General features: G+C 37.2%; 22 protein-coding genes and 11 tRNA genes. 26 read left to right on the forward strand and 7 right to left on the reverse strand.

Annotated elements, in window-relative coordinates; all coding sequences use genetic code 11:
• Positions 1-60: 60 nt before the first annotated feature.
• The 6 genes from tenA to MHB75_RS03905 all read left to right on the forward strand — a co-directional run bounded on the left by tenA (position 61) and on the right by MHB75_RS03905 (position 7,263).
• Positions 61-759, forward strand: coding sequence for a thiaminase II (gene tenA, locus MHB75_RS03880; RefSeq protein WP_121176868.1), 699 nt, complete (start codon positions 61-63; stop codon positions 757-759).
• A gap of 106 nt (positions 760-865) precedes the next feature.
• A complete protein-coding gene (locus tag MHB75_RS03885; protein ID WP_340996009.1) occupies positions 866-2,680 on the forward strand; it encodes a sensor domain-containing diguanylate cyclase in 1,815 nt (604 codons plus the stop codon).
• Positions 2,681-2,803: 123 nt separating this feature from the next.
• Complete coding sequence (locus MHB75_RS03890) at positions 2,804-3,235, forward strand: MarR family winged helix-turn-helix transcriptional regulator (protein WP_340996010.1); 432 nt, start codon at positions 2,804-2,806, stop codon at positions 3,233-3,235.
• 18 nt (positions 3,236-3,253) lie between these two features.
• Positions 3,254-4,240 carry a ring-cleaving dioxygenase gene (locus MHB75_RS03895; protein WP_087680537.1) on the forward strand — a complete coding sequence of 329 codons (987 nt, stop codon included), beginning with the start codon at positions 3,254-3,256 and terminating at the stop codon, positions 4,238-4,240.
• A gap of 167 nt (positions 4,241-4,407) precedes the next feature.
• A complete protein-coding gene (gene pfkB / locus MHB75_RS03900) occupies positions 4,408-5,322 on the forward strand; it encodes a 1-phosphofructokinase (RefSeq protein WP_340996012.1) in 915 nt (304 codons plus the stop codon).
• 12 nt (positions 5,323-5,334) lie between these two features.
• Positions 5,335-7,263, forward strand: a complete 1,929-nt coding sequence (locus MHB75_RS03905) for a PTS fructose transporter subunit IIABC (RefSeq protein WP_340996013.1) — start codon at positions 5,335-5,337, stop codon at positions 7,261-7,263.
• 40 nt (positions 7,264-7,303) lie between these two features.
• On the opposite strand, the gene MHB75_RS03910 is transcribed toward MHB75_RS03905, so the two are convergent.
• From MHB75_RS03910 to MHB75_RS03920, 4 genes are all read right to left on the reverse strand, one after another.
• Entirely contained in the window at positions 7,304-7,477 is a 174-nt protein-coding gene (locus MHB75_RS03910; RefSeq protein ID WP_340996014.1) for a hypothetical protein, read from the reverse strand.
• A gap of 62 nt (positions 7,478-7,539) precedes the next feature.
• Positions 7,540-7,803, reverse strand: a complete 264-nt coding sequence (locus tag MHB75_RS15075; protein WP_445667016.1) for a ketopantoate reductase C-terminal domain-containing protein — start codon at positions 7,801-7,803, stop codon at positions 7,540-7,542.
• A 171-nt stretch (positions 7,804-7,974) separates the two neighbouring features.
• On the reverse strand, positions 7,975-8,316 hold the full coding sequence (locus tag MHB75_RS03915; protein WP_141274850.1) for a ketopantoate reductase family protein: 342 nt from the start codon (positions 8,314-8,316) through the stop codon (positions 7,975-7,977).
• Between the two features lie 75 nt (positions 8,317-8,391).
• The gene (locus MHB75_RS03920) at positions 8,392-8,586 is read right to left on the reverse strand and encodes a hypothetical protein (protein ID WP_340996015.1); all 195 of its coding nucleotides are present in this window, start codon (positions 8,584-8,586) and stop codon (positions 8,392-8,394) included.
• Positions 8,587-8,699: 113 nt separating this feature from the next.
• Here MHB75_RS03920 and MHB75_RS03925 point away from each other — a divergent pair, with 113 nt between their 5' ends.
• Positions 8,700-11,045 (forward strand): DEAD/DEAH box helicase, encoded by a 2,346-nt coding sequence (locus MHB75_RS03925; RefSeq protein WP_340996016.1) that lies wholly within the window; start codon positions 8,700-8,702, stop codon positions 11,043-11,045.
• Positions 11,046-11,226: 181 nt separating this feature from the next.
• Here the strand turns inward: MHB75_RS03925 and MHB75_RS03930 are convergent, their stop codons facing one another.
• Positions 11,227-12,003 carry an exonuclease domain-containing protein gene (locus MHB75_RS03930; protein WP_340996017.1) on the reverse strand — a complete coding sequence of 259 codons (777 nt, stop codon included), beginning with the start codon at positions 12,001-12,003 and terminating at the stop codon, positions 11,227-11,229.
• 123 nt (positions 12,004-12,126) lie between these two features.
• Here MHB75_RS03930 and MHB75_RS03935 point away from each other — a divergent pair, with 123 nt between their 5' ends.
• The 8 genes from MHB75_RS03935 (at position 12,127) to MHB75_RS03970 (ending at position 13,395) form a co-directional block, all read left to right on the forward strand.
• The gene (locus MHB75_RS03935; RefSeq protein ID WP_068453876.1) at positions 12,127-12,633 is read left to right on the forward strand and encodes a ferritin; all 507 of its coding nucleotides are present in this window, start codon (positions 12,127-12,129) and stop codon (positions 12,631-12,633) included.
• A gap of 129 nt (positions 12,634-12,762) precedes the next feature.
• Positions 12,763-12,837 (forward strand) — tRNA-Gly (locus MHB75_RS03940).
• A gap of 4 nt (positions 12,838-12,841) precedes the next feature.
• Positions 12,842-12,934 (forward strand) — tRNA-Ser (locus tag MHB75_RS03945).
• Between the two features lie 21 nt (positions 12,935-12,955).
• Positions 12,956-13,030 (forward strand) — tRNA-Gly (locus tag MHB75_RS03950).
• Between the two features lie 5 nt (positions 13,031-13,035).
• Positions 13,036-13,128 (forward strand) — tRNA-Ser (locus tag MHB75_RS03955).
• 18 nt (positions 13,129-13,146) lie between these two features.
• Positions 13,147-13,221, forward strand: a tRNA-Gly gene (locus MHB75_RS03960).
• Positions 13,222-13,225: 4 nt separating this feature from the next.
• Positions 13,226-13,318 (forward strand) — tRNA-Ser (locus MHB75_RS03965).
• A gap of 4 nt (positions 13,319-13,322) precedes the next feature.
• A tRNA-Phe gene (locus tag MHB75_RS03970) sits at positions 13,323-13,395 on the forward strand.
• A gap of 93 nt (positions 13,396-13,488) precedes the next feature.
• Here the strand turns inward: MHB75_RS03970 and MHB75_RS03975 are convergent.
• A complete protein-coding gene (locus MHB75_RS03975; protein ID WP_340996019.1) occupies positions 13,489-14,193 on the reverse strand; it encodes an IclR family transcriptional regulator in 705 nt (234 codons plus the stop codon).
• A 150-nt stretch (positions 14,194-14,343) separates the two neighbouring features.
• On the opposite strand from MHB75_RS03975, the gene MHB75_RS03980 reads away from it, so the two are divergent.
• The 10 genes from MHB75_RS03980 to MHB75_RS04025 all read left to right on the forward strand — a co-directional run bounded on the left by MHB75_RS03980 (position 14,344) and on the right by MHB75_RS04025 (position 21,649).
• Entirely contained in the window at positions 14,344-15,198 is an 855-nt protein-coding gene (locus tag MHB75_RS03980; RefSeq protein ID WP_340996020.1) for a dimethylarginine dimethylaminohydrolase family protein, read from the forward strand.
• Positions 15,199-15,213: 15 nt separating this feature from the next.
• The gene (locus MHB75_RS03985; protein WP_141275063.1) at positions 15,214-15,975 is read left to right on the forward strand and encodes a dimethylarginine dimethylaminohydrolase family protein; all 762 of its coding nucleotides are present in this window, start codon (positions 15,214-15,216) and stop codon (positions 15,973-15,975) included.
• A gap of 70 nt (positions 15,976-16,045) precedes the next feature.
• Entirely contained in the window at positions 16,046-17,449 is a 1,404-nt protein-coding gene (locus MHB75_RS03990) for an amino acid permease (RefSeq protein WP_340996021.1), read from the forward strand.
• A 71-nt stretch (positions 17,450-17,520) separates the two neighbouring features.
• Positions 17,521-18,876, forward strand: coding sequence for a transposase (locus MHB75_RS03995; protein WP_109350943.1), 1,356 nt, complete (start codon positions 17,521-17,523; stop codon positions 18,874-18,876).
• Between the two features lie 155 nt (positions 18,877-19,031).
• On the forward strand, positions 19,032-20,645 hold the full coding sequence (locus tag MHB75_RS04000; protein WP_340996022.1) for a M20/M25/M40 family metallo-hydrolase: 1,614 nt from the start codon (positions 19,032-19,034) through the stop codon (positions 20,643-20,645).
• A gap of 219 nt (positions 20,646-20,864) precedes the next feature.
• A complete protein-coding gene (locus MHB75_RS04005; RefSeq protein WP_340998553.1) occupies positions 20,865-21,128 on the forward strand; it encodes a dienelactone hydrolase family protein in 264 nt (87 codons plus the stop codon).
• Positions 21,129-21,295: 167 nt separating this feature from the next.
• Positions 21,296-21,381: transfer RNA gene (locus MHB75_RS04010), tRNA-Leu, on the forward strand.
• Between the two features lie 19 nt (positions 21,382-21,400).
• A tRNA-Gly gene (locus MHB75_RS04015) sits at positions 21,401-21,475 on the forward strand.
• Between the two features lie 4 nt (positions 21,476-21,479).
• Positions 21,480-21,572: transfer RNA gene (locus MHB75_RS04020), tRNA-Ser, on the forward strand.
• A gap of 4 nt (positions 21,573-21,576) precedes the next feature.
• Positions 21,577-21,649: transfer RNA gene (locus tag MHB75_RS04025), tRNA-Phe, on the forward strand.
• A gap of 193 nt (positions 21,650-21,842) precedes the next feature.
• On the opposite strand, the gene MHB75_RS04030 is transcribed toward MHB75_RS04025, so the two are convergent.
• Entirely contained in the window at positions 21,843-22,532 is a 690-nt protein-coding gene (locus MHB75_RS04030) for a metal-binding protein ZinT (protein ID WP_340996023.1), read from the reverse strand.
• A gap of 271 nt (positions 22,533-22,803) precedes the next feature.
• Here MHB75_RS04030 and MHB75_RS04035 point away from each other — a divergent pair, with 271 nt between their 5' ends.
• Entirely contained in the window at positions 22,804-24,435 is a 1,632-nt protein-coding gene (locus tag MHB75_RS04035; RefSeq protein ID WP_340996024.1) for a glycerol-3-phosphate dehydrogenase/oxidase, read from the forward strand.
• Positions 24,436-24,446: the final 11 nt, after the last annotated feature.

The following is a 24,446-nucleotide window of genomic DNA, read 5'->3' on the forward strand; positions in this document are numbered from 1 at the left end:
CGTAATGCGGTGAGTGGCCTTTTTGTTTCCTTCGTGTTTGTGAAAAGGGAGAGAAAAAAGATGAAGTTTTCAGAGCAATTAATTGAGGAAATTCGACCGATTTGGCGTGCAAATCACGCACATCCATTCGTACAAGGAATTGGTCACGGAACATTAGAACCAGAGAAATTCCGTCACTACATGATTCAAGATTATTTATATTTAATTCAATATGCAAAAGTATTTGCGATTGGGATTCAAAAAGCACGCGATTTAGATGTTATGACACGCTTGTCAGCTTCAGTCCATCATACGCTATCAATTGAGATGGCCTTACATCGTAAATATGCAGAGCGTTTTGGGATTTCAGAGCAAGAGATGCGTGAAGCAAAAGAAGCGCCGACAACGATAGCTTATACTCGTTATATGTTATCAGAAGCGCAGAATGGCTCACTTGCGCATGTGATCGCAGCTATCTTACCATGTGCTTGGAGCTATTTAGAGATTGGACGTGAACTCGCACAAATTCCTGGAGCTGTCGATCATCCACTTTACGGTGACTGGGTGCGTATGTATAGTGAACCGGCATTTGAACATAGCGCACAAGATATGATTGATTTGATGGATGAGTTAGCAGCTGATTTAACAGGTGATGAACTGGCACATGTTAAAGAAATTTTCTTACAAACAACTCGCTTTGAATATTTGTTCTGGGAGATGGGAAACACAATTTCTCACTGGCCTCAGGAACTTCAAGCTGACAAAATCAGTTCTATATAATAGAATGAACACCCACTGAAATTTATTCGGTGGGTGTTTTTTGATGAATAAGTAGTAATTTTATAAGAAAAAGGGAATAACTAACGGAGGTAAAGGAGGGGCGTAAATGAAAAAATGGTTTGTATCACTTTTATCATTCTGTATACTTTTTATGACGTACGCTCCGATGAGTTTTGCTACCACAATGACAACACATGATTTTCGTCATTCAAATTACGATACTTTTTATGAAAATTTAAATGGAAACTGGAACTTTATACGTGGTGAATTATTTGATCCACAAGATATGAAAGAAGAAATTAAGCTTGGAAACAGCGATATTGTCAAAGTACCTTATATGCTAAATCAGCGTTTAAATATTGCCTCTGATCGTGCGACTTATAGTACAACGATTAAAGTTCCTGAATCTTTTGTTGGCCGCTATTTAAAATTTTATATACCTTTTCAATATAGTAGCTATAATTTATATGTAAATAATGTACTTATCAAAGAGAATGGAAGCCTCCTAAAAAGTAATAAGACAGCTGTACAACAAATGAAACCACAAATACCTGGTTTTCGCGTAGATCAAACGACGCTGCAAATTACGTTTCAAGTGATTAGTTTTGAGAATGTAAGCGGTGGTTTGAGGAAAAGTATATCTATCGGTAATGAACAAATTATCGTAAAAAAACAACAGCAACATGAGTTTTGGCAAGTCTTTTTAATTGGCTATATTACATTAACCGCATGTATTTCATTGCTTTTTTATGCATTTAGAAGAAAACAAAAGGAATTTTTAGCTTATGGCATATTTTGTGCAGCAACAAGTCTATGGGGTTTTTTTACAGACTATTATTTATATACAGCCTTTTTAAACCAACTAGACTGGAGTCTGGCTCTTCGTCTGACATTCATTATGCCTGAAATTGTTATGTTGTTCTATGTAGGTTATGTATCTAAAATGTTTAGCGAAGCGATCCCGAAAAAATTGATTACTTTTTATAACGATATAATGATTGTAATTATTTTCTTTACGGCATTTTCTTCTACGGTCATGTATCAAAAATTATTTAATATTATTTTGATTTTTATGTATGTTTTTTATCTCTTTTTACTTGTAAGTGTTATTAGAAAAATAAATTGGCATGATTTGACACAAGTGATTACACTTGTGGGGATACTATTAGTATTTGTAGGGGCCATACATGACATGATTCGCATTTCGGCAGCTGGAAATTCAATTCATCTTACTTTTATCATGTTAGGCATTTTTATTAGTATCCAATGTATACTATTTTGTCGGAAATTTGCTCTACAATGGTTACAAGTTGAACAATTAAATAAAGAATTGATTTCTCTCAATGAATCTTTGGATGAAAAAATTCGCATCCGAACGAAACAATTGGAAGAAAGTAATGAAAAATTACGTGAACTAGCTTTATTAGATAGTCTTACAGGAGTTTTTAATCGTCATTATTTAAGTAGTAGTTTAGAAAAGTTATATAAACACTATAAAGACACGAACATACCTTTTGCTATTTTAATTTTAGATGTCGATGAGTTTAAAAAATATAATGACTATTATGGTCATATTTTAGGTGATCAATTATTAAAAAATCTTGTAAAAATTTTAACAGATGCGTTACCTGATCGTGCGGAATTAACGCGTTATGGTGGAGAAGAATTCGTTGTGTTGTTAGATGCTACGACTTATAGTGAAGCTTTCGATATTGCAGAGTATATGAGAAATGCAGTTGAAAAAGCAGAGCTAGAACATTTAGGACGTGAATGTAAAATTGTAACAATTAGTGTAGGAGGAGTTGCGTTGACAGAAGCGCGATTTACTAATACAACTGAATTTTTAAAAATAGCAGACCAACAGTTATATGAAGCAAAAAATGCAGGGCGCAACTGTGTTCGAGTAAAAAATTTACATTAGCAAACACAACTTATAGTGTGAGAATTCATGCTGTAAGTTGTGTCTTTTTTAATTGACAGTATTTTTAATCCATGTTATCTTTAATTCAAGATATTTTAATTCGAGATAAAAGGAGTGGATAAAATGTCAAAAGAATTATCGCTAAAAGCATTGACGGTTCTACTTCGAGCATCTCAGACAGTTGAAGAAGTTTTGCGAAAGGACATGCAACGTTATCAACTGAACTTAACTGAATTTGCGGTATTAGAACTACTTTATCATAAAGGAGATCAACCGATTCAACGCATTGGTGAGAAGATTTTAATTACGAGTGGCAGTATCACATATGTTGTTGATAAATTACAACAAAAAGGCTATGTCGAGCGCGTAGCCTGTCCAACCGATCGACGCGTCACATTTGCAGCACTTACAGAAGAAGGACGCTCATTTATTGAACGTATTTTTCCACAACATGAAGCATTAGTGGAAAAACTATTTGATGTGGTAGATGAACATGACAAACAACAGCTTATTGCAGCCTTAAAAACAGTAGGATTACACGCCAAAAATATGTAATTAACGGAGGAAATAATCATGAATCAACAATTAAAAGGTATCCATCACGTCACAGCTATTACAAGTAGCGCAGAAAAAAACTATGAATTTTTTACGAATGTATTAGGTATGCGTTTAGTGAAAAAAACAGTCAATCAAGATGATATTCAAACATACCATACATTCTTTGCGGATGACCGTGGTTCAGCTGGAACAGATATGACATTCTTCGACTTCCCAGGTATTCCAAAAGGAACACATGGTACAAACGAAATTTCACGTACAGGTTTCCGTGTACCAGATGACGCAGCACTTGAATATTGGGCAAAACGCTTTACACGTTTAGGTGTAAAACACGACGGTATTCAAACACAATTCGGTGTCAAAGTATTACCATTTACTGATTTTGATGATCAACGATACCAACTTGTATCAGATGAACATAATGAAGGGATTAAAAGTGGTACACCATGGCAAAACGGTCCAATCCCACTTGAATATGCGATTACTGGCTTAGGACCAATCGAAATTACCATTGCTGATTTTAAATATTTTAAAATGATGCTAGAACAAGCACTATTATTTAAAGAAGTCGCACAAGAAGGAGACTTTCATCTATTTGAAGTAGGAACAGGCGGAAATGGTGCGCGTGTTATTGTGAAACACGATGAAACATCACCAAATGGTCGACAAGGTTTTGGAACTGTTCACCATGCGGCGTTCCGAGTAGAGGACCGTGAAGTGTTAGACTACTGGACAAAACGAATGGAAGAAATCGGATTTAATACATCGGGTTATGTGAATCGTCACTTCTTTGAATCACTTTATGCACGTGTAGCACAAGGCATTCTATTTGAGTTCGCAACGGACGGTCCAGGATTTATGGGAGATGAACCTTATGAAACATTGGGTGAAAAATTATCACTTCCACCATTCTTAGAACCAAAACGTGATTATATCGAAAGTGTTGTTCGTCATTTTGATACAGTGCGCTCAACAAAAACATTTGAAAAAGAATACGAATAATGAACAAGCGAGGATCATCTTTATAGGTGATTCTCTTTTTTTATATTAAATTTCTTCTGAAAGGGTAAAGGTATAGCAGTTATAACCAAATAGCGTTTTAATCCCGAATCCAATCGGGTAAAAGGTTATAGATTAGAGTATTAAAAAAGAGATGGAGGGGGGATTCGATGATTTACACTGTTACATTTGCACCGTCAATTGACTACATTCCATATGTAGATGATTTTCAAGCGAATACGTTAAACCGTGCAAAAGAAGTAAGTTATTACCCTGGTGGTAAAGGCATTAATATTTCACGTGTATTAAAACGAATGGAAGTAGACGCTACAGCACTTGGTTTTGTCGGTGGATTTACAGGTGATTATATTCAACAGTTTTTACAAAGAGAACAAGTACCTTCTGCATTCATTCAAGTAGATAGTGTAACGCGGATTAATGTCAAAATTAAATCACAGCAAGAGACGGAACTGAATGGCCCAGCACCCACACTGCAAAGTCAAGAAATAGAGCAACTACTACATTTTCTACAATTACACGCAAAAGAAGATGATTGGATTGTAGTCTCAGGAAGTATTCCAGAAACGGTGACGGATGAGTTCTTTGAACAACTTCAAAAAAGTTGTGCATTAACCGGTGCAAAGTGGGTACTCGATACGTCAGGACCACGCTTAAAACAACTTTTACAATATCAACCGTACTTTATTAAACCGAATCAGCACGAGTTAGGTGAATTAGTAGGAGATACAATCGACACATTGGAACAAGCTGTAGCACATGCAAAAAAATTAACAGAACAAGATGTATCACTTGTAATTGTATCGCTTGGTGGTGAAGGTGCAGTATGTGTGAGTAGTGACACACAATTTCTGGCAAAAGCTCCTAAAGGACAAGTTGTCAATACAGTAGGAGCTGGCGATTCACTTGTGGCAGGTATGGTTGCTCAATTAGCACAACAGCAAAGTTTACAAGATGCATTCTGTTACGGCGTTGCTTCAGGTAGTGCTACAGCTTTTAAAGAAGATTTATGCCATAAAGAAGAAGTAGAAAAACTCGTTCCACAAGTCGAAATTCAAACAATTTAAGAGGTGAAACGCATGAAAATTACAGAATTGATGCCTCTCGATACGATACAATTATCGCTGTCAGGTGGCACAAAAGGAGAAGTACTTGCAGAATTAGCAGATGTACTCGATCATGCAGGAAGGCTAAATAATCGAGATGACTTTTTAGCCGCAATTTTAAAGCGTGAAGAAGAAAGTACAACTGGCGTTGGTGATGGTATTGCGATTCCACATGCGAAAACAGCCGCTGTAAAAACTCCGACAATTGCTTTTGGGCGTAGTAAAAAAGGTGTGGATTATGCTTCGTTAGATGGTAAAAATGCGGACTTATTCTTTATGATTGCAGCGACAGATGGTGCAGGACAATTTCATTTAGAAGCATTATCTCGCTTGGCAGGGTTTTTAATGGATGCTAACTTTACAACTCGTCTACGTGAAGCGAAAACGAAGGAAGAAGTTTTATCGATTATTGAAGAAAAAGAAACAAATGAAGAAAAGCCCAAGCAAACGACTACTACTTCAAGTGAACAGCAATCAACAGGGAAGAAGGTTAAAATTCTTGCTGTAACAGCCTGTCCAACAGGTATTGCGCATACGTATATGGCAGCTGAAAAATTAGAAAATGTCGCAAAAGAAAAAGGAATCGACATTAAAGTTGAAACAAACGGTTCAAGTGGTGCACAAAATGTACTTACAAAAGCCGAAATTGAAGAAGCAGATGCGATTATTGTAGCCGCTGATACAAAAGTCGAAATGGCTCGTTTTGACGGTAAAAAAGTAATTCAAGTACCTGTTTCAAAAGCGATTTATGAAGCAGATCAATTACTAGAGCGTGCAGTAGAAGGAAATGCTTCTATCTTCCATTCCGACTCAGGAAAATCAACAGATGAACAAGACGGCGATGAGAAAAAAGGAATTGGATCTCAAATTTATAAACACTTAATGAATGGTGTATCGAACATGTTGCCATTCGTTGTCGGTGGTGGTATTTTAATTGCTTTATCTTTCTTCTGGGGTGTTAATTCTGCAGATAAAGATAGCTCACAATTTAACCAATTCGCCTATATGCTAAAAACTATTGGTGGCGATAATGCCTTCTATTTAATCGTTCCAGTCTTAGCAGGATTTATCGCAATGAGTATTGCAGACAGGCCAGGTTTTGCACCAGGTATGGTAGCAGGTTTACTTGCTATCACAGTTCAAAATAGCGAAGGAGCCAACTCAGGTTTCTTAGGTGGTTTGATCGCCGGTTTCTTAGCTGGTTATGTAGTAGAAGGCTTGAAAATTGTATTCAAAAAATTACCGAAATCTTTTGATGGATTAAAGCCAATTTTGCTATATCCAGTGTTTGGTATCGCAATATCCGGTATAGTCATGATGTTACTAAATCCACAATTAACGAAATTATATACCGCATTCTCGTCATTGCTTAATTCGTTGAATGGTTCAAACGCGATTATTTTAGGAATGGTTTTAGGTGCGATGATGGCATTTGACTTAGGTGGTCCACTTAATAAGGCAGCTTATACATTTGGTATTGCTATGCTTGAGGCAGGGAACTATGAGATTATGGCAGCTGTAATGGCTGGTGGTATGGTTCCGCCACTTGGCGTCGCTTTAGCAACAACAATCTTTAAAAATAAATTTACAAAAGCGGAACGTGAAACAGGTAAAACAAGTTATATTTTAGGTGCTTGTTTCATATCAGAAGGTGCGATTCCTTTCGCAGCGAGCGACCCACTACGTATGATTCCATCGTTCGTTGTCGGTGCAGCGATTACAGGTGGTTTATCGATGGCATTTAATATTGGATTACCTGTACCACATGGTGGGATTTTCGTTATTCCACTCGTTGAAAATGGTGTCGGCCAAATGTTGTTATATGTAACAAGTATCATTATTGGTGCAGTTGTATCTGCAATGATGATTGGACTATTAAAGAAAAAAGCAAAAACAGTTTAATAAAAAAGAGTGGAATCATAAGGGTTACCCCTATCTGATTTCACTCTTTTTTAATTCTTGTCGCCACAGTGTCCCTGTTCCCAATGGTTGAAAAAAAAGCGATATTCTTATGAAAATCTTCTTCATTTTTTTCATGTAAACAATGAGCAAGTGTCTCTAAATAAGGGGTCGGCTGATCAACTAAAGAAGCCACTTCTAATAATTCATCAATCAAATAAGCATCTTGATTGGAAGGTATTTTTTGATAGGGAAGTAATAACTTTTAAACAATTGGCATTATTTCGTTTTTTTGGTATCAGAATCAATCATTAATGCGGCATAATCCAGTTCAGGTGTCTGTGCTAAAGGAATGTTGTATTTTTTAGCTATCCGTACAATTTCATTTACTAAATGAATGGAGGATTGTAAAGCGATAGGATGATGTAAAATATCGCCATATAAACAATTTAAAGCACTGGCTAATCGGTCAATTGCTCCAGAGAAGATAGCTTGTGTCCATTTAATATCAAAAGCAGTACGTACAATTTGTGTACAGCCTATGGTATCTAATACACTTTTTACTTCTTCTGCATAATAAAAGTAAGATGGATGACTATCGTATAAGTCAAAAGCAACTTGGTTGAGAGAAGCGTGCGGTGAAGTGACGACAACTTGGTGATGCTGTTTGACATACGTTTCAAATTTACAAACAGCTGAAAATAATGGAAATTTTCAGGATGATTGAATTAACTCCCAATCCGAAAGATTTTCTTGAAATGATACGATAAAGCAGCTTTCATGTAACGTAGACTTTAGAATAGGTAAAATATTTTTATTATAAAAAGGATGGACAAATAAAAATACGAAATCATAATCAGAGGCACATGATTCAATGGGTTTTACAACGAAATTTGTAAGAAAAGTTGTACTTGAGTAAATCGTAACTCTACGTGACTGAATTTGCTCAAGCGGTTCCATTGGTACGTCGAGAATTGTCACGTCTGGATAAATTTTTTGTAAATAGGCTGCAACAGTTAAACCTTTTCCTGTAGCGCCAATGATCACAATTTCCATCTAAAATCTCCTTTATCGCTTCATTAATTAGAGAAAAGAAAAACTGTCTGAGCTATCAGTGCTGCAGGCAGTTCTTTAGAGCGGTGGGTTATCGTTGAGTACATCTTCACTAACGCCTTCGTATTCCGCTTCTACATTATCTTCCGAATCGTCGTCATTTACGACGTCATCGAGCACTGTATCATATAGTTCCATATCTTTATCATATACGCGTTGTGGATTTTCTTTTAAAAGCGGTTCGTCTGGTAAAATATCTTTATCTTTTTTCATGATGAAAACTCCTTTCATATAGAGTAATTCCCCAAAAATTTAAAGATAAGCCCTGTATTTGTTGTTTTCCTTTGATATAATATAAGAACAAACATTCGGAAAGGTTGGCGTATATGCAAGTAGAAGAATTATTAAATGATTTAACGATGCGCGCGATGAATAATCAACAGCAGCGTGTCTCCATTAAATGCCGTACATTTATGAAAAAGCTCGGCTACCAAACACGTTCGAAAAAGCGAGTGGAAGAAGTAGAACAGGCAATTCGTGCTTCTAAGTTGACATTACGTTTACCAGAAGAAGTAGAGAGTTGGTTAGCCATTTCTCCAGATGATTCACTTCATTTTTACATAGAAAAACAAGTACAAATGATGCGAAAAGCGCAGCACACACCACCACTTCCATATGCTTTTCAGGCGGAAGCTATTCACCGTTTACATCAAATGCGAAAAAAGACTTCTTTTAAGGGGCTTGTTGTACTACCAACAGGTGGAGGAAAAACGACGACTGCGGTTCGCTGGCTATGGGAAGCTGCATTAGTAAGAGGGAAAAAGGTATTGTGGCTTGCGCATCGCCATGAATTATTAAATCAAGCTTATGCGACATTTTGTCAATACGCTCAAAATGATCTAACATATCGCATAATATCGGGTGTTCATGATGCTGCACGTCTCATTCAGCAAGAACAATTACTCATTGCGAGTAAAGATAGTTTAGTACATCATGAAGCAATTTTAAGTCGTTGGTTAGCCGACGAACAAGAGGTTTATGTCGTAGTCGATGAGGCACATCATGCGACCTCTACAACATATAAAACATTACTCTCACATATAGAACGTCAAGGTGCTCGTATGTATCTACTCGGGCTTACAGCGACACCATTTCGAACAGCCGAAAGTGAACAAGGTGCATTACGTGCTTTATTTACAGATGGTATTTTTTATAAAAAAGATTTGAAGTATTTAATTGCCAATGGTATTTTAGCAGCACCACATTTTCATTCATTGCAAACAGATGTGACAGTTCAAACAGTATTGAACGAAGAACAATGGCGAACGCTTCAACAACTAGATCAACTACCTGAATCAATTATGCAGCAACTTGTAGCGAATCAACCACGAAATCACATGATTGTACAACAATATGTTCAACGTCAAAAACAATACGGTAAAACCATTCTATTTGCGATGAATCGATTGCATGCTTTAACTCTTGCACAAGTTTTTAAACAATATGGCGTAGATGCACGTGTCGTCATTTCAAATCATGAAACATCCGCAGAAAACCAACAGACAATTCAAGCATTTCGGGAAAACGTATTTCCTGTTTTAATTAATGTGGCGATTTTAACAGAAGGAGCAGATTTCCCAGATGTTCAGACTGTCTTTTTAACACGTCCTACTGTATCTGCAATTCTGATGACACAGATGGTTGGAAGAGCGTTACGAGGTGTTGCAGCAGGTGGAACAAAAGAAGCGTATATTGTTAGTTTTATTGATGAATGGGCTGAGAAAATTGCATGGTCTAATCCGCGCGTATTACTAGCTGGCGAAAATTTAGAGCCGATTCCATCTGAGCAGCTACCACTTCAAATGACACAAATGATTTCAGCAAAAATGGTAGAACAAGTGGCGCAGAGACTACAAGATCAAGCGCCAATTGAAGAACGAACATTTGAGCAAAGTGTGCCAAAAGGTATTTATTCATTACGTTATATTCATGAAGAGAGCGCGATTTCAGAAGATATTTTAGTTTATGAAAGTGATGTAGAAGACTACGAAGCGATGTTTCGATTTTTACCTACGTATTGTGTGCAGCAGGGGCTACATGCAAATTTAGAACGCCGCGCATTACGTGCATATGCTGAAGAATTAGAAATGCAATTTTTCATTCAAGACCAATTAAGTCCGATGTATGATATTTGGGACCTTGTCACGCTCATCCATTACTATTTAGTAACAGGTGAATGTCCGAAACTACTAGCGTTTAAAGAGCGACAACAAATTAATGTGACAGATTTAGCTAAAAAAATTATGAAACAAAACATGAGCTACCGAGAACAGCAAGATTATGTTCTTGAAAATTGGAAGCAGCACCCATTCTTGCGCATCTTTTTCGATGACCAATTTTTATACTATAAAAAATGTATTCAAACCGAGCTTATTTTATTAGAATATACCCAACAAAACATAGATGAAGAAACCTTTCAAGACACACCACTTACCCAATTGAAACGACAGCATCATGCCATTTGGCGTAAAATCGTCTATCGTGTTTTTGAAGAAAATCAAAAACAATATGGTCAATATACATGTGTGAAAACAGGTTATGCAAGCAATGAAAAAATCGATTTTCATATTGCGTATAAAGTCTCATTAAAAAGAGGTGGCACAACAACCGTTGATAATTTAACGCTCGTTCATAAAAAATATATACAAGAAAAAAGTTCGAGACGCACGTGAAAACGTTGCTCGAACTTTTTTTATTTGACGAATGATCCGTTTGAGTGGGCGAGTACCCCATTTTTGTGCTCGAATGCCCCGAATCGAGTAGCGAGTGCCCCAGCACCTTCAGTGAATGACCCGTTTCGCCAGTCGAATGTTCGAATTCACACAAACCAAGTCAAATCAAGTCCTTAATTTTTCAAAACCATGTGAAAAATTCTTTTTCCGAGATAATCTGAATGGGAAATCCTTGTTGCTGTAAGTGAATGGCTTTTGTCCATTTGGAACTTTGTTTTTGTGTGTCGTCATACTGTTGTTGGCTTCGTTCACTCACAACGAGTACATCCACTTTTTTGGTCATCGTATTACTAAAGAATCCACCTGCTTGCATGACTTTTCTAGCAGCTTCTGATCTTGTTATTTGTTCTAAAGCGCCTGTGAAAACGACTGTCTTTTGAACAAGAGATTTGGTTGCAACTGTTTCAAGGTGCGTGAGAGCTTGTTTGTTTTTGAGAGCCTGCGCAATTTGTACAATGCGTTCTGCATCATTTAATGCCTCTTTTGTCTGTACTTTTATATGAACATCATAGAGGGTATAGGAAGAAAGGGTAGGCCACTGCGCTTTCATATCGCTCAATAAATTTTTATGTGTAAAGAGCGGCATTAATTTTCCGCAAGCCTCAAAACTTTCTTGTAAGCAGAGGTGATCGTACGGTGCGAAATAAGAGATGACGGTTTGATGTTGAAGCCATCGTTCAAGTATGGGAATCAGTGATTCAAATGTAGGAGCTAATTGTACATCATTTGCTTCAATTCCATGGATACTTGTATAAAAAGGGTCAAACGTTTGTAGCGTTTGGACATATGTACTAAAAGAATCAACAATTGTATTTTCTTCCATTCTTATTAATTCAATTGCACAAATACTATCAGGCCATTGATTGGCTGCTTTCACTGATAGTGTCACATAATTCATGTGAATCAACTCCTTGTTCTTTCATTAGTGTAAGGGAATAGATATAAAAAGTACAAGCGTATAAATGGGTAAAATAGTCGTTATATGGTAAAATAAACAAATCAACCATTAGGAGGGTTTTTTATGATTTCAGAAAAACTTCATGCAGCATTAAATGATCAATTAAACTTTGAATTTTATTCAGCACATGCGTATTTAGCAATGGCAGCTTATTGCACAGATCAAGATTATGATGGATTTGCAAATTTCTTTTTAGTACAAGCAGAAGAAGAGCGTTTCCATGCGATGAAATTTTATAATTTCCTAAGTGATCTAGGTCAACGCGTTACAATTAGCGAATTCCCAAGTGTTAAAAATGATTTCACATCGCTTTTAGATGCTTTTGAAACAGCATTAAAACACGAAAAAGAAGTGACACGCCGCATCTACGAATTAGCAGATATCGCACTTGATGAACGTGAACATGCGACAATGGCATTCTTAAAATGGTTCATTGATGAACAAATTGAAGAAGAATCAACATTTGATACATTAATCACAAAGATTGCACGTATCCAAAACGATGCAAATGCTATTTTCATGTTAGATGCAGAGCTTGCGACACGTTCTTTCAAAGCACCAGCAGAATAGTAAAGTAGTGATGCAGGAGTTGTTTTATAAACAATTCCTGCATCTTATTTTTATTTTAAAAAATATTTTAAAAAAGTAGTTGACCGTATTCGATATTCTATGATAATATATTTTTTGTCAGTAAGAGATGCGGAAGTAGTTCAGTGGTAGAACACCACCTTGCCAAGGTGGGGGTCGCGAGTTCGAACCTCGTCTTCCGCTCCAAAATGGAGATATACCCAAGTCTGGCTGAAGGGATCGGTCTTGAAAACCGACAGGCGGGTCAAACCGCGCGGGGGTTCGAATCCCTCTATCTCCTCCATTTTCAATTTTATACGTTTTTGCGGAAGTAGTTCAGTGGTAGAACACCACCTTGCCAAGGTGGGGGTCGCGAGTTCGAACCTCGTCTTCCGCTCCAAAAACGGAGGTATACCCAAGTCTGGCTGAAGGGATCGGTCTTGAAAACCGACAGGCGGGTCAAACCGCGCGGGGGTTCGAATCCCTCTACCTCCTCCATTTTTAATTTTATATTTTGCGGAAGTAGTTCAGTGGTAGAACACCACCTTGCCAAGGTGGGGGTCGCGAGTTCGAACCTCGTCTTCCGCTCCAAAACGGAGATATACCCAAGTCTGGCTGAAGGGATCGGTCTTGAAAACCGACAGGCGGGTCAAACCGCGCGGGGGTTCGAATCCCTCTATCTCCTCCATGAAGGGTCGGTAGCTCAGTTGGTAGAGCATTAGATTGAAGCTCTAAGTGTCGGCGGTTCGATTCCGTCCCGACCCATATTAAGCTCGTAAGTAGTATGACTACTTATGAGCTTTTTTCTATGCCTATCAACAGAAAAGAGACTGGATGTATTTCCAAGTCTCTTTCTTTTTACATAAAATATAAAGTTTCTTCGACTAACTTTCGTGTTTCGAGTAATTGTTTAGTCAGCCATTCAGTTCGTTCTTCTGTTAGTGAAAAAGCTAGAACACTTAAACTAATCACATGTAACAACTCTTGATTCTTCGTAACAATCGGTGTCGCAAAAGAGACTGTCTCTTTTTGTGCATCGTCCATTAAAACAAATCCATCTACAATGATTTTCTGTAAAAATGAAGTATCCACATTAAATACATTTTCTTTTTTCTCTAAAATAATACGATGCGCCAAAATGATATGGTTAGCAGCACCTTCTGGCATAGCAGTTCGTAAACCAAGTCGATCAACAATATGTATACGACTATTCGGGCTATCCAAACGCTCAACAATCATTGATTCGTCTTCCATTGGTTTATGCATATACACACTTTCTTGTGTGAGCTCGGCTAAGTCATCTAAAATCGGACGAATTTTCGATACATAATCAAATTGATCATATACTTGTAATCCGTATTGCATCCATGCATCACCTAATGTGTAACGCTTCGTTGTTGCATCGAATTGAATAAGACGATGTTCCACAAGTGAGTGTAAAATGCGATGTAATGTAGCAAGTGCGAGTTCGGTATGTTCTGTTAATTGGCTGATGGTAACGCCTGTCTGGTTGTGTTCAGAGATGGCCTTTGTGATCATCATCATGCGATCAAGGGCTTGCATATGAAACACTCCTTTTAAAAAATAATAAAATACATCTATTGACATTATAAAGTATGGCGATTATATTTGGAATATAAATTTTTCATATAACGGAATTGTTTTCCGTCTAATGAAAAAATAAAAGGGGTGTAGCAGTTGTTTACAGACACAATGTACAAAAAACTTGAAAAAGTGATTGTAAAACATCCGAAAGATGCTTTTATTAGTCAAGAACATCTACGAGAGAATTGGATGAAATATTTTTATTTATCTGAACCAAGCTACGATGAGGCATTAAAAGAGTATGAGAATTTTTTAACGCTTTTAAAACAGCATGTAGGGGAAGTTTTGTTTTTAGAACAAGATGAACGTGTCGGTTTAGATTCGATTTATGCGCATGATCCGGTGAAATTTACACCGCAGGGCGCAATTATTTTAAAGTCAGGTAAAGCATTACGTCAGCCAGAAGCAACAGTGTATCGTGAATTTTTAGAAAAGTATGACATTCCGGTTATCGGTCAACTGCAGGGGGATGCAGTATGTGATGGCGGCGATATTGTCTGGTTAAATGAGAAAACGGTTGCAATTGGTCGCGGCTATCGTACAAATGATGAAGCGATTCGTCAATTAACAGAGATGTTAGAACCGATGGTAGATGAAATCAAGGTCATTCAATTACCACATGATTTAGGGGAAGAAGCATGCCTCCATTTGATGTCATTCATTAGTATTGTAGATAAAGATTTAGCGGTCGTTCATTCGCGTTTAATGCCTGTCGCACTGAGACAGTGGTTATTAGCGCAAGGTTTTACACTTGTGGAAGTACCAGATGATGAATACGATGCACTGGGTTGTAATGTATTAGCATTAGCACCGAGAGTTTGTATGATTCCTGCTGGAAATTCTGTAACAACAGCGCGATTAAAAGAAGCGGGCGCAACAGTTTACACATATAAAGGTGATGAAATTACTGTAAAAGGTACGGGTGGACCAACTTGCTTAACATGTCCAGTCGTTCGTATATAAAAGGGGGAAAATGAAATGTTCAATCATGTCATCGTTAAAAAACCAGGTAAAAGTTATGTAGAAGGTCTTACAACATCTGATTTAGGTGTTCCAAACTATGATGAGCTATTAGTACAACACGAAAACTATGTTGGTGCATTAAAACAATGTGGTGTGGAAGTAGTTTATTTGGAAGCAGATGAGCAATTCCCAGATTCGACATTCGTAGAGGATACAGCCGTTTTAACAAAAGAATTTGCGGTCATTACAAATCCAGGAGCAGACAGTCGTAATGGTGAGGTCGAAGCGATTCGTCCAGCTGTATCAAAATTTTATGACAAAATTTATACAATTGAATCGCCAGGCTATTTAGATGGTGGTGATGTATTACAAGCAGACAATACATTCTATATTGGTATTTCGGAGAGAACGAATGAAGAAGGAGCGAAACAACTACAAGCCATTTTAGAAAAAGAAGGCTATACAGCGCATATCGTACCATTAAAAGAATTTTTCCATTTAAAAACAGGTATTGCGTACTTAGGTGATAATACGATGGTATTAGCAGGTGAATTTTTAGAAAATTCATTATTCGATGAATATAAAAAAATCATTATTCCGAAAGAAGACGAGTATTCAGCGAACTGTATCTTAATAAATGATTATGTCATTATTCCAGAGGGCTATCCAAATACAAAAGAAAAATTAGAGAAAAATGGTTACCAAGTAATTGCGTTACCAATGAGCGAGTTCCAAAAGCAAGACGGGGGATTAAGCTGTTTATCATTACGATTTTAAAAAGGTTGTCCACTGCGTGAGTGCGCGGTGGACAACCTCATTCGCATAGAACAAAGGGGAGCGGATTACAATGCATAAACAAGACACAACACCGCAATTAAATCGGACGATGAAAAGTCGTCACTTAATGATGCTATCACTTGGTGGCGTTATTGGAACAGGGCTCTTTTTAAATGTTGGTTACACGATTAATCAGGCAGGACCTGGTGGAGCCATTATTGGTTATTTAATCGGAGGCTTTATTTTATACATGGTTATGACTTGTTTAGGGGAGCTAGCAGTTCATATGCCAGTGACAGGTTCATTCCAAACGTATGCGACCAAGTTTATTCATCCAACAGCAGGCTTCTCGTTAGGATGGATGTACTTCGTTGGATCAGCTGCAACTGCAGGGGTGGAGTTTACAGCTGCTGGTATTTTGATGAAGCATTGGTTTCCAGATATGCCAACATGGATTTGGTGTGCGATTTTCATCGTATTATTATTCTCGCTAAATGCTCTTTCAACAAGAGGTTTCGCAGAAGCAGAGTTTTGGTTTGCAGGCATTAAAGTATTAGCAGTTGTCTTCTTCATCATCGTAGGCGCAGCAGCTATTTTCGGTATTGTACCAATGGCGGATCGCGTTGCACCACATTTGACTAATTTAGAACCGACCTTACTGTTTCCAGCAGGCATCATTATTATCTTTGTGACGATGATGAATGTTATTTTCTCGTATCAAGGTTCTGAATTGGTTGGGATTGCAGCAGGTGAGACAGAAAATCCACAAAAGACGATTCCAAAAGCGATTCGCACAATCTTAGTTCGAATCATTGTCTTTTATATTGCATCAATCGTCATTTTATCAGCGATTTTCCCATCATCTGAGCTTGGATTATTAGAAAGTCCGTTCGTAACATTACTTGAATTAGTCGGTATTCCATATGCTGCAGATATTATGAATTTTATTATTTTAACAGCGATTTTATCCGTTGGGAATTCATGTTTATATGCGTCAACACGTTTACTTTGGGCGATGTCACTTGAAGATATGGCACCGAAAATTTTCAGTAAAACAAGTAGACGTAACATTCCGCTTAATGCTCTATTGTTCACGATGGTCTTTTCATTACTTTCTCTATTAACAAGTGTTATGAAGGCAGATGCGGTATTTGTACTTCTTATGTCGATTGCAGGTATTTCCGTTACGATTTCATGGATGGGGATTGCATTATCACAATTTATGTTTAGACGAAAATATGTAAAATCTGGTGGACGTTTAGAAGACTTACAATATCGTGTGAAGTGGTATCCATTCATTCCGCTATTTTGTATTACATTTTGTAGTGCCATTCTCATCTTCTTACTGTGGGATGAAACACAACGAACAGGTGTATTGTATGGAATTGGTTTCTTACTATTATGTATCGTCTTTTATTCAAGAGTTAATTTCATAATTCCAATCCCTTTGTTATCAAGGGGTAAAATTAAATAAAAATGAGGCACCTCCCCAAATTCGGTATAATGGTAGCGACTAAACAACCCACCCGAAAGGAATGATGCCTCATGACTATTGTAAAACAAATTAGCCTGTTTGACATCCAAGAATTATTCGAAATGGAAAGTTCGCACCGATTTGATGCCATTTTCTCCACTTTCGATGTACAACCTATCTTTCATCTCTTTTCTAAAAAGACAATGCGTGGTGCTCCACGCGAATGTAATTACGGGGCCATGATTCAATCATTAATAGTACGTATCGTCGAACGTATTCCAACAATAAAGGACTTAGTCAAACGTTTAGTCAACGACCCTTTATTCCGTTTGGATTGCGGATTTCTTGTTTCGGATTCAGTTCCGTCAGAAGCGTCATATTCTCGTATGATTGATGTCATTAGTCAATCTGATGTACTAGATTTCATGCAGGATCAACTTATCCTAGCCGCTTTGACGGAAGGATTTCTCGAAGACGAGTGTCTCGGTTTTGATGCAACACACTTCGAATCACGTGATGCCTCAAAGCCTTCAGAGAAAAAAGAAGCAGCTCCACCAAAAAAACGTGGTCGAAAAACGTCTGAAGAACAAGCGATTTGGTTAGCTGAACAATCTGAGATTGAGGTCAATCAAACAACCTATGAAAAGAAGCTAGAAGCTCAGTTGACGATTCCGACGAACACACTTTGGCAAGATATCCCCATTGAACCGAAGTGGGGAATTAAGAAAAATAGTAATGGCAAAAATACGTTCTGGTATGGCTTTAAGGGACATTTAGCTGTTTCAACTAAAAGTCAATACATTGTCGCTCGCATCATGTCCTCAGGGAATTTAAGCGATAGTAAAGCAGCTATACCCTTGTTGAAAAAAATCGCAGACTTCTTGCCAAATCATTTCGCTACCGCAATTTTTGATGCAGGATATGATTACGAGCCAATTTACCGTCAAATATTAAATCAAACAATGCGTGCTGTTATTCCGTATAATGTCCGACGAGAGAGCGAAGTAATTGGATTTGACCAACATTTCCGCCCAACCTGTGTGCGCGAACATAGTTATCGTTATGACAGCTTTGATGAAAAATATCAGACACTCAAATTCACAAGACCAAAGGAATGTGAAACTTGTCCATTACGCGATGATTCCCTATGTCAAAAGGTTTTCAAAATAAAATGCGAAACAGATATTCGTAAGTATACGTCTCCAGCACGTGGCTCAGATTTATGGAAGAAACTCTATAAAGAACGTACGGCAGTAGAACGTGTAAATGCTTATTTAAAGCAATATTTCCAGTTAAATAACATCCGTCACAGAACAGGTCGCAAAGCAAAATTGCATTTCAATCTAGTGACGTTTATTTATAATGCCTGTAAGTTAGCAGTTGACCGCATCAATTCGCAATTAAGTCATGCAAAAGTACCTGCATAAATTTTAAAAACGATAGTTTTTACATCGGAGCAATCTAAGCTCTTGAAAAAATCGAATTATGAAATTGATTCAATTAAATTAAAAAGACAAAAGAGAGAAGCAGTTCAAGTACCTGAAGTAAATGAAGATTTATAAATTAAAAGGAGGAATAAGATATGAATTGGCAAACACCTGAGAAATTGCGCGCGTTATTATGTGAGGTGGTAAGCTTTGGGAGTGAGACATTTACAGAAGGTGAGCGTTTATTTTCGCGTAAACTAAAAGAAAAACTAGAAACATTAGCTTATTTTCAAACGAATCCGTCGCAATTGCAACTTGTCGATGTCGATTACGGACGCCAAGTCGTATCTGCTTTTTACCATGCACCACATTGTCGAGATACGGTTGTACTCATCAGTCATTTTGATACGGTCCAAACAGAAGAATACGGTGAAATTCGTCACTTAGCGACACAACCAGAAGAGCTGACAGCACTTTTAGAAAAACAGCCACATTATGTCAATGAAGCGGCACAGAAAGATTTACAAAAGGGCGAGTATCTATTTGGACGTGGTGTTATGGATATGAAAATGGGGCTATGTTTACACATGCAGTTAATCGAAAAAGCAATTGAGGAGCAGTGGCCGATTAATTTACTACTTATTACAGTACCTGATGAAGAAGTAAACTCAGCAGGTATGCGAAAAGCAGTGGAACATATTGCAGCTTTACGTGATAAACATGATTTACACATCGAGTTATTTTTAAATAGTGAGCCATCTTTTTCACAAGGTCCAGAAGATGTCAAAGAATATATTTATTCAGGTACAATTGGAAAAATTATGCCCGCAGCTTTATTTTACGGAAAAGAAACGCATGTCGGTGAACCATTAAAAGGCATTACAGCACCGTTTATGAGTGCCTTCTTAACAGCTGAGATGGAATTTAATGATCGCTTCGAAGAGACGGTTTACGGCGAGACAACACCACTCCCTGTATCACTTCAGCTGAAAGACTTAAAAGAGCAGTATTCAACTCAAACACCGTACCGAGCAGCAGCGCTTTATAATGTCTTTTTAATGAAGCGCAGTGCAAGTGAGATTTTTGACATTTTTGAACAAGTAACAATAGAAGCGATGGACAAATGTAATGCACAATACGAAAAAATTTGTGCGAAAAAGAATGTAAAGCCTGTTGGCATGATTCGTACGATTCGCTTTAGTGAATTGAAAAAGTATGCCCTTGAAAAATTAGGTGAAGCGAAAGTGTCAGAGTTAGAAGAGGGAATTTATACGAATGATGTATGGGATGACCGAACAAAATCATTGAAGATTGCGGATGAACTGATGATTCATTGTAAAGAGTTAGCACCAGCGACAGTTACTTTATTTGCGCCACCCTATTATCCACCAGCGAATTCGTCAGAGCATCCGTTTATGAAACAAGCTGTATCATACTTATTAGATGCAGCAAAACCATATGATATTCCACTCGAACAAATTCATTACTTTAATGGTATTTGTGACTTGAGTTATTGTCAGTATGTTTTAGACGATGGCTGGCAAAGCTATGAAGAAAATACACCAGTATGGGGCAAGACATATGAAATTCCTTTCGAACAAATTGCGACATTCGATGCACCAGTTTTAAATGTAGGACCTTTTGGAAAAGATGCACATCAAATTTCAGAGCGACTGCATACAAAAAGTGCATTTGAAGAAATGCCTGAATTAATTCAAGGATTGATTCAGCAAATGATTGTTTGGAAACAAGGAAATGGAGCTGTATAAGTAATGTTGAAGAGGTTGGATTACTAGCCTCTTTTTCGTTTATATTAAACAAGTAGGGGGGATTTAGATGAATCATCAAACTTATTAAATAGAACAACAGCTTTTATGTACGATGAGGAAGAAAAAGCCTATGAATATTTTATGAAAGCAGTCGGTTTTGAAAAAGTAAAGAAGATGGTTGAGGAGTTAATAGACGCACTGGCAAAACAATAGGACTTTATTCAATTAGTCGGTTTTAGTGTCGGTGCAACAGTCGCATGGTTATGTAGTGAACATGTTGTTGGACAGAAAGTATTATGCTTTTACGGTTCGCGTATTCGCTCCTATACGAATGTCATACCAAAAGTACCTGTGCAGATGGTCTTTGGAAAGAATGAAAAAGCATTTAGCCCAGAGAATGTAAGAATAGAATTAAGTGAGCATTCTCTAGTAACTTTTGAAATAGTAGAAGGTACACATGGCTTTGCGAATCCGTATGATTAAATGTATCGTGAACAGACTACGAAGCGAGTATTACAACAATGGTTTGATTTGAAATAAAAAGTAAGAAAAAATTTCAGATAATAGTTGTCAACATGTAGTAGTTATGATAATATAATTATTGTCAGTAACAATAAATCACTTAATAATAGTGTGATTTATACATCCATGCCGGGGTGGCGGAACTGGCAGACGCACAGGACTTAAAATCCTGCGATGAGTGATCATCGTACCGGTTCGATTCCGGTCCTCGGCATCTTTTTTATGCTTAATTTGCGGAAGTAGTTCAGTGGTAGAACACCACCTTGCCAAGGTGGGGGTCGCGAGTTCGAACCTCGTCTTCCGCTCCAAAATGGAGATATACCCAAGTCTGGCTGAAGGGATCGGTCTTGAAAACCGACAGGCGGGTCAAACCGCGCGGGGGTTCGAATCCCTCTATCTCCTCCATGAAGGGTCGGTAGCTCAGTTGGTAGAGCATTAGATTGAAGCTCTAAGTGTCGGCGGTTCGATTCCGTCCCGACCCATACTAATCGCGCAAGTAGTTATACTACTTGCGTGATTTTTTATAGTTTTTTATCACATGAAGTTAGTTAGAAACACCAATAAAAAGAATTGAAATTTAGTACGAGTTACGTTTCATTTATGAAATGTAACTCGCTTTTTTATATGAATCGTCGAATTTTTTTGTTTAACATAAAGATAAGTATTCTCAAATTATTAGTGAGCGATCATCTCGTGTGCAATAGTATGTCCATTCATAGAAGAAGAGTAAAATGTTGGCCAGTTCGTTACTTCTTTTAATAAATTTGCACGATTATTTCCTAAGTAAATATGATAGTGAGAAGATGCAGTAGGTGAAATACTGTGGTCACTGAATTGGATATATGTTGGCAAATTTGAATCTTTTTCTACTAATTTAAAGATATAACGGACACCACGATTACCTTTTTCATATGTTAAAATTTCATATCCATCTTCTTTATAAGTACCTGTTGCTTCTTTTCCTTTTTCTGTAAAAGTAACTTGGTTTCCTTTAATTTTGATATGTTCAATAGATGTTTTATATCCTTTTTTATAATATTTTTTGTATGCTTCTGCAGTCATACTATTATCTTTTTTTGCTTTATAAGTAAATACTTCATCTAATGTACCATCAAGTAAATAGGGATAGACCGATTGCCAATCACCAGCCCAATCGCTTAACTTACGCGATTTTACTTGTTCATCTTTAAAGTAACCTGCATAAATTTGTTTTTGTGTTTCACTTAACTTTGTATGATTATGATCGTGTTTCTTTGTTTCTTCTGTTGGTTTCTCAGCTTTCACTTTCTCTTCCTCGGTAGTCCCGTTGCATCCTGTTAGTAATAGACTAAGTGCTAAAATACTACCCCGTGTTTGCTTGTTCATTTGTAAGTACGCTCCTTTAAATAGTAATGATTACACTTTATAATTATAAAGGGATTATTTGTAAGTGTCAACGTAAATAGTAATGATTACTATTTATAAAAAATAGAACAAACTAAATCACAAAGGTTGCAAATGGTTTCCAACAGATGTACAATGAAGTCAAGTTAATAATTGGTTTGAGTGAATGAGAGACCTTTAAAGAACACATGCGATAGCTATGTGCTTTTTAAAGGTCTCTTTTTTCGCGTCTAAAAATAGGAGGAATTTACGTATGAGAGCAGCATCAGCATTCAATCGTCAACAAACAATCGAGGAATTACAACAAACATCATATGATTTATTAGTAATTGGTGGAGGGATCACAGGTGTCGGCATCGCACTAGATGCTGTTACACGTGGTTTGTCTGTGGCATTAGTTGAAATGCAAGATTTTGCGGCAGGTACGTCTAGTCGCTCAACAAAATTAGTGCATGGTGGCTTACGCTATTTAAAACAATTCGAAATTAAAGAAGTTGCAGAGTTAGGTAAAGAACGTGCAATTGTATATGAGAACGGACCGCACGTAACAACACCTGTTTGGATGTTATTACCATTCCATAAAGGTGGTACATTCGGCAAATTCTCAACAAATATTGGTTTACGTCTCTATGACTTTTTAGCAGGCGTTAAAAAATCAGAACGTCGTTATATGTTAAATGCATCGCAAACATTAGCAAAAGAACCACTTGTAAAGAAAGCTGACTTAAAAGGTGGCGGTGTCTATGTAGAATACCGTACCGATGATGCACGTCTAACAATTGAAGTTGCAAAAACAGCAGTTGAAAAAGGCGCGACATTAATCAATTACACAAAAGCAACAGGCTTTTTATATAATGAGCAAGGCAAAATTAACGGGATTGAAGCACAAGATGTATTAAATAATCAATCTTTCAATATTCGTGCAACTAAAGTAATCAATGCAGCGGGTCCATGGGTAGATGACGTGCGTTCAATCGAAGGGAAAACAACAGGAAAACATCTAATTCTTTCAAAAGGTGTTCACTTAGTATTTGATGAGTCTGTATTCCCATTAAAACAAGCGATTTATTTTGATACACCAGATGGTCGTATGGTATTCGCGATTCCACGTAATGGAAAAACATATGTGGGAACAACAGATACATTCTATAAAGGTGATCCAAAAGATATGGAAATCACAAAAGAAGATCGTAAGTACATTTTAGATGCGATTCACTACATGTTCCCAGATGTGAATATTACAGAGCGTCAAATTGAATCAAGTTGGGCAGGGGTTCGACCATTAATCCATGAAGAAGGAAAAGACCCATCTGAAATTTCACGTCATGATGAAGTATGGGAATCTGAAACAGGATTAATTACGATTGCGGGCGGTAAACTAACAGGTTATCGTAAAATGGCAGAAGGCGTGATTAATCGTATTGCATCAAGCTATAATCGTACACTAGCACCTTGTCAAACGAAGCAATTGAAAATTTCAGGTGGTGATATTGGTGGTTCACAAAATCTTGAAAAATTCATCGATATGAAAGTGGCTGAAGGTGTAAAACATGGCTTAACAGAAAAAGAAGCGCGCCATCTTGCACATCACTACGGAGCGAATGTGAATCAAGTATTTGCTTACTTAGCAGAAGCACCAAGTAATTTACCAGCAGGATTGTATGCACAATTGCAATATGGTTTAGCTTATGAGTTTGTACAACATCCAAATGACTTCTTCATTCGTCGTACAAGTGATTTATTCTTTAATATTCAAGAAGTAATTGAATACAAAGAAGTCATTTTACAATTGATGTCTCAACAATTACAGTGGACAGATAACCAAAAAGCGTTATATACTGAACAATTGGAGTTAGAGATTACACGCGCAACAACAGCCAAATAATTTGCTTGAGA

It is taken from the genome of Kurthia sp. FSL E2-0154, from assembly GCF_038003625.1.
In the GTDB taxonomy this organism is placed as follows: domain Bacteria; phylum Bacillota; class Bacilli; order Bacillales_A; family Planococcaceae; genus Kurthia; species Kurthia gibsonii.

Coding starts and splice junctions, on each gene's coding strand:
- tenA (WP_121176868.1), top strand. CDS start 61: ATGAAGTTTTCAGAGCAATTAATTGAGGAAATTCGACCGATTTGGCGT.
- MHB75_RS03885 (WP_340996009.1), top strand. CDS start 866: ATGAAAAAATGGTTTGTATCACTTTTATCATTCTGTATACTTTTTATG.
- MHB75_RS03890 (WP_340996010.1), top strand. CDS start 2,804: ATGTCAAAAGAATTATCGCTAAAAGCATTGACGGTTCTACTTCGAGCA.
- MHB75_RS03895 (WP_087680537.1), top strand. CDS start 3,254: ATGAATCAACAATTAAAAGGTATCCATCACGTCACAGCTATTACAAGT.
- pfkB (WP_340996012.1), top strand. CDS start 4,408: ATGATTTACACTGTTACATTTGCACCGTCAATTGACTACATTCCATAT.
- MHB75_RS03905 (WP_340996013.1), top strand. CDS start 5,335: ATGAAAATTACAGAATTGATGCCTCTCGATACGATACAATTATCGCTG.
- MHB75_RS03915 (WP_141274850.1), bottom strand. CDS start 8,316: ATGGAAATTGTGATCATTGGCGCTACAGGAAAAGGTTTAACTGTTGCA.
- MHB75_RS03920 (WP_340996015.1), bottom strand. CDS start 8,586: ATGAAAAAAGATAAAGATATTTTACCAGACGAACCGCTTTTAAAAGAA.
- MHB75_RS03925 (WP_340996016.1), top strand. CDS start 8,700: ATGCAAGTAGAAGAATTATTAAATGATTTAACGATGCGCGCGATGAAT.
- MHB75_RS03930 (WP_340996017.1), bottom strand. CDS start 12,003: ATGAATTATGTGACACTATCAGTGAAAGCAGCCAATCAATGGCCTGAT.
- MHB75_RS03935 (WP_068453876.1), top strand. CDS start 12,127: ATGATTTCAGAAAAACTTCATGCAGCATTAAATGATCAATTAAACTTT.
- MHB75_RS03975 (WP_340996019.1), bottom strand. CDS start 14,193: ATGCAAGCCCTTGATCGCATGATGATGATCACAAAGGCCATCTCTGAA.
- MHB75_RS03980 (WP_340996020.1), top strand. CDS start 14,344: ATGTACAAAAAACTTGAAAAAGTGATTGTAAAACATCCGAAAGATGCT.
- MHB75_RS03985 (WP_141275063.1), top strand. CDS start 15,214: ATGTTCAATCATGTCATCGTTAAAAAACCAGGTAAAAGTTATGTAGAA.
- MHB75_RS03990 (WP_340996021.1), top strand. CDS start 16,046: ATGCATAAACAAGACACAACACCGCAATTAAATCGGACGATGAAAAGT.
- MHB75_RS03995 (WP_109350943.1), top strand. CDS start 17,521: ATGACTATTGTAAAACAAATTAGCCTGTTTGACATCCAAGAATTATTC.
- MHB75_RS04000 (WP_340996022.1), top strand. CDS start 19,032: ATGAATTGGCAAACACCTGAGAAATTGCGCGCGTTATTATGTGAGGTG.
- MHB75_RS04030 (WP_340996023.1), bottom strand. CDS start 22,532: ATGAACAAGCAAACACGGGGTAGTATTTTAGCACTTAGTCTATTACTA.
- MHB75_RS04035 (WP_340996024.1), top strand. CDS start 22,804: ATGAGAGCAGCATCAGCATTCAATCGTCAACAAACAATCGAGGAATTA.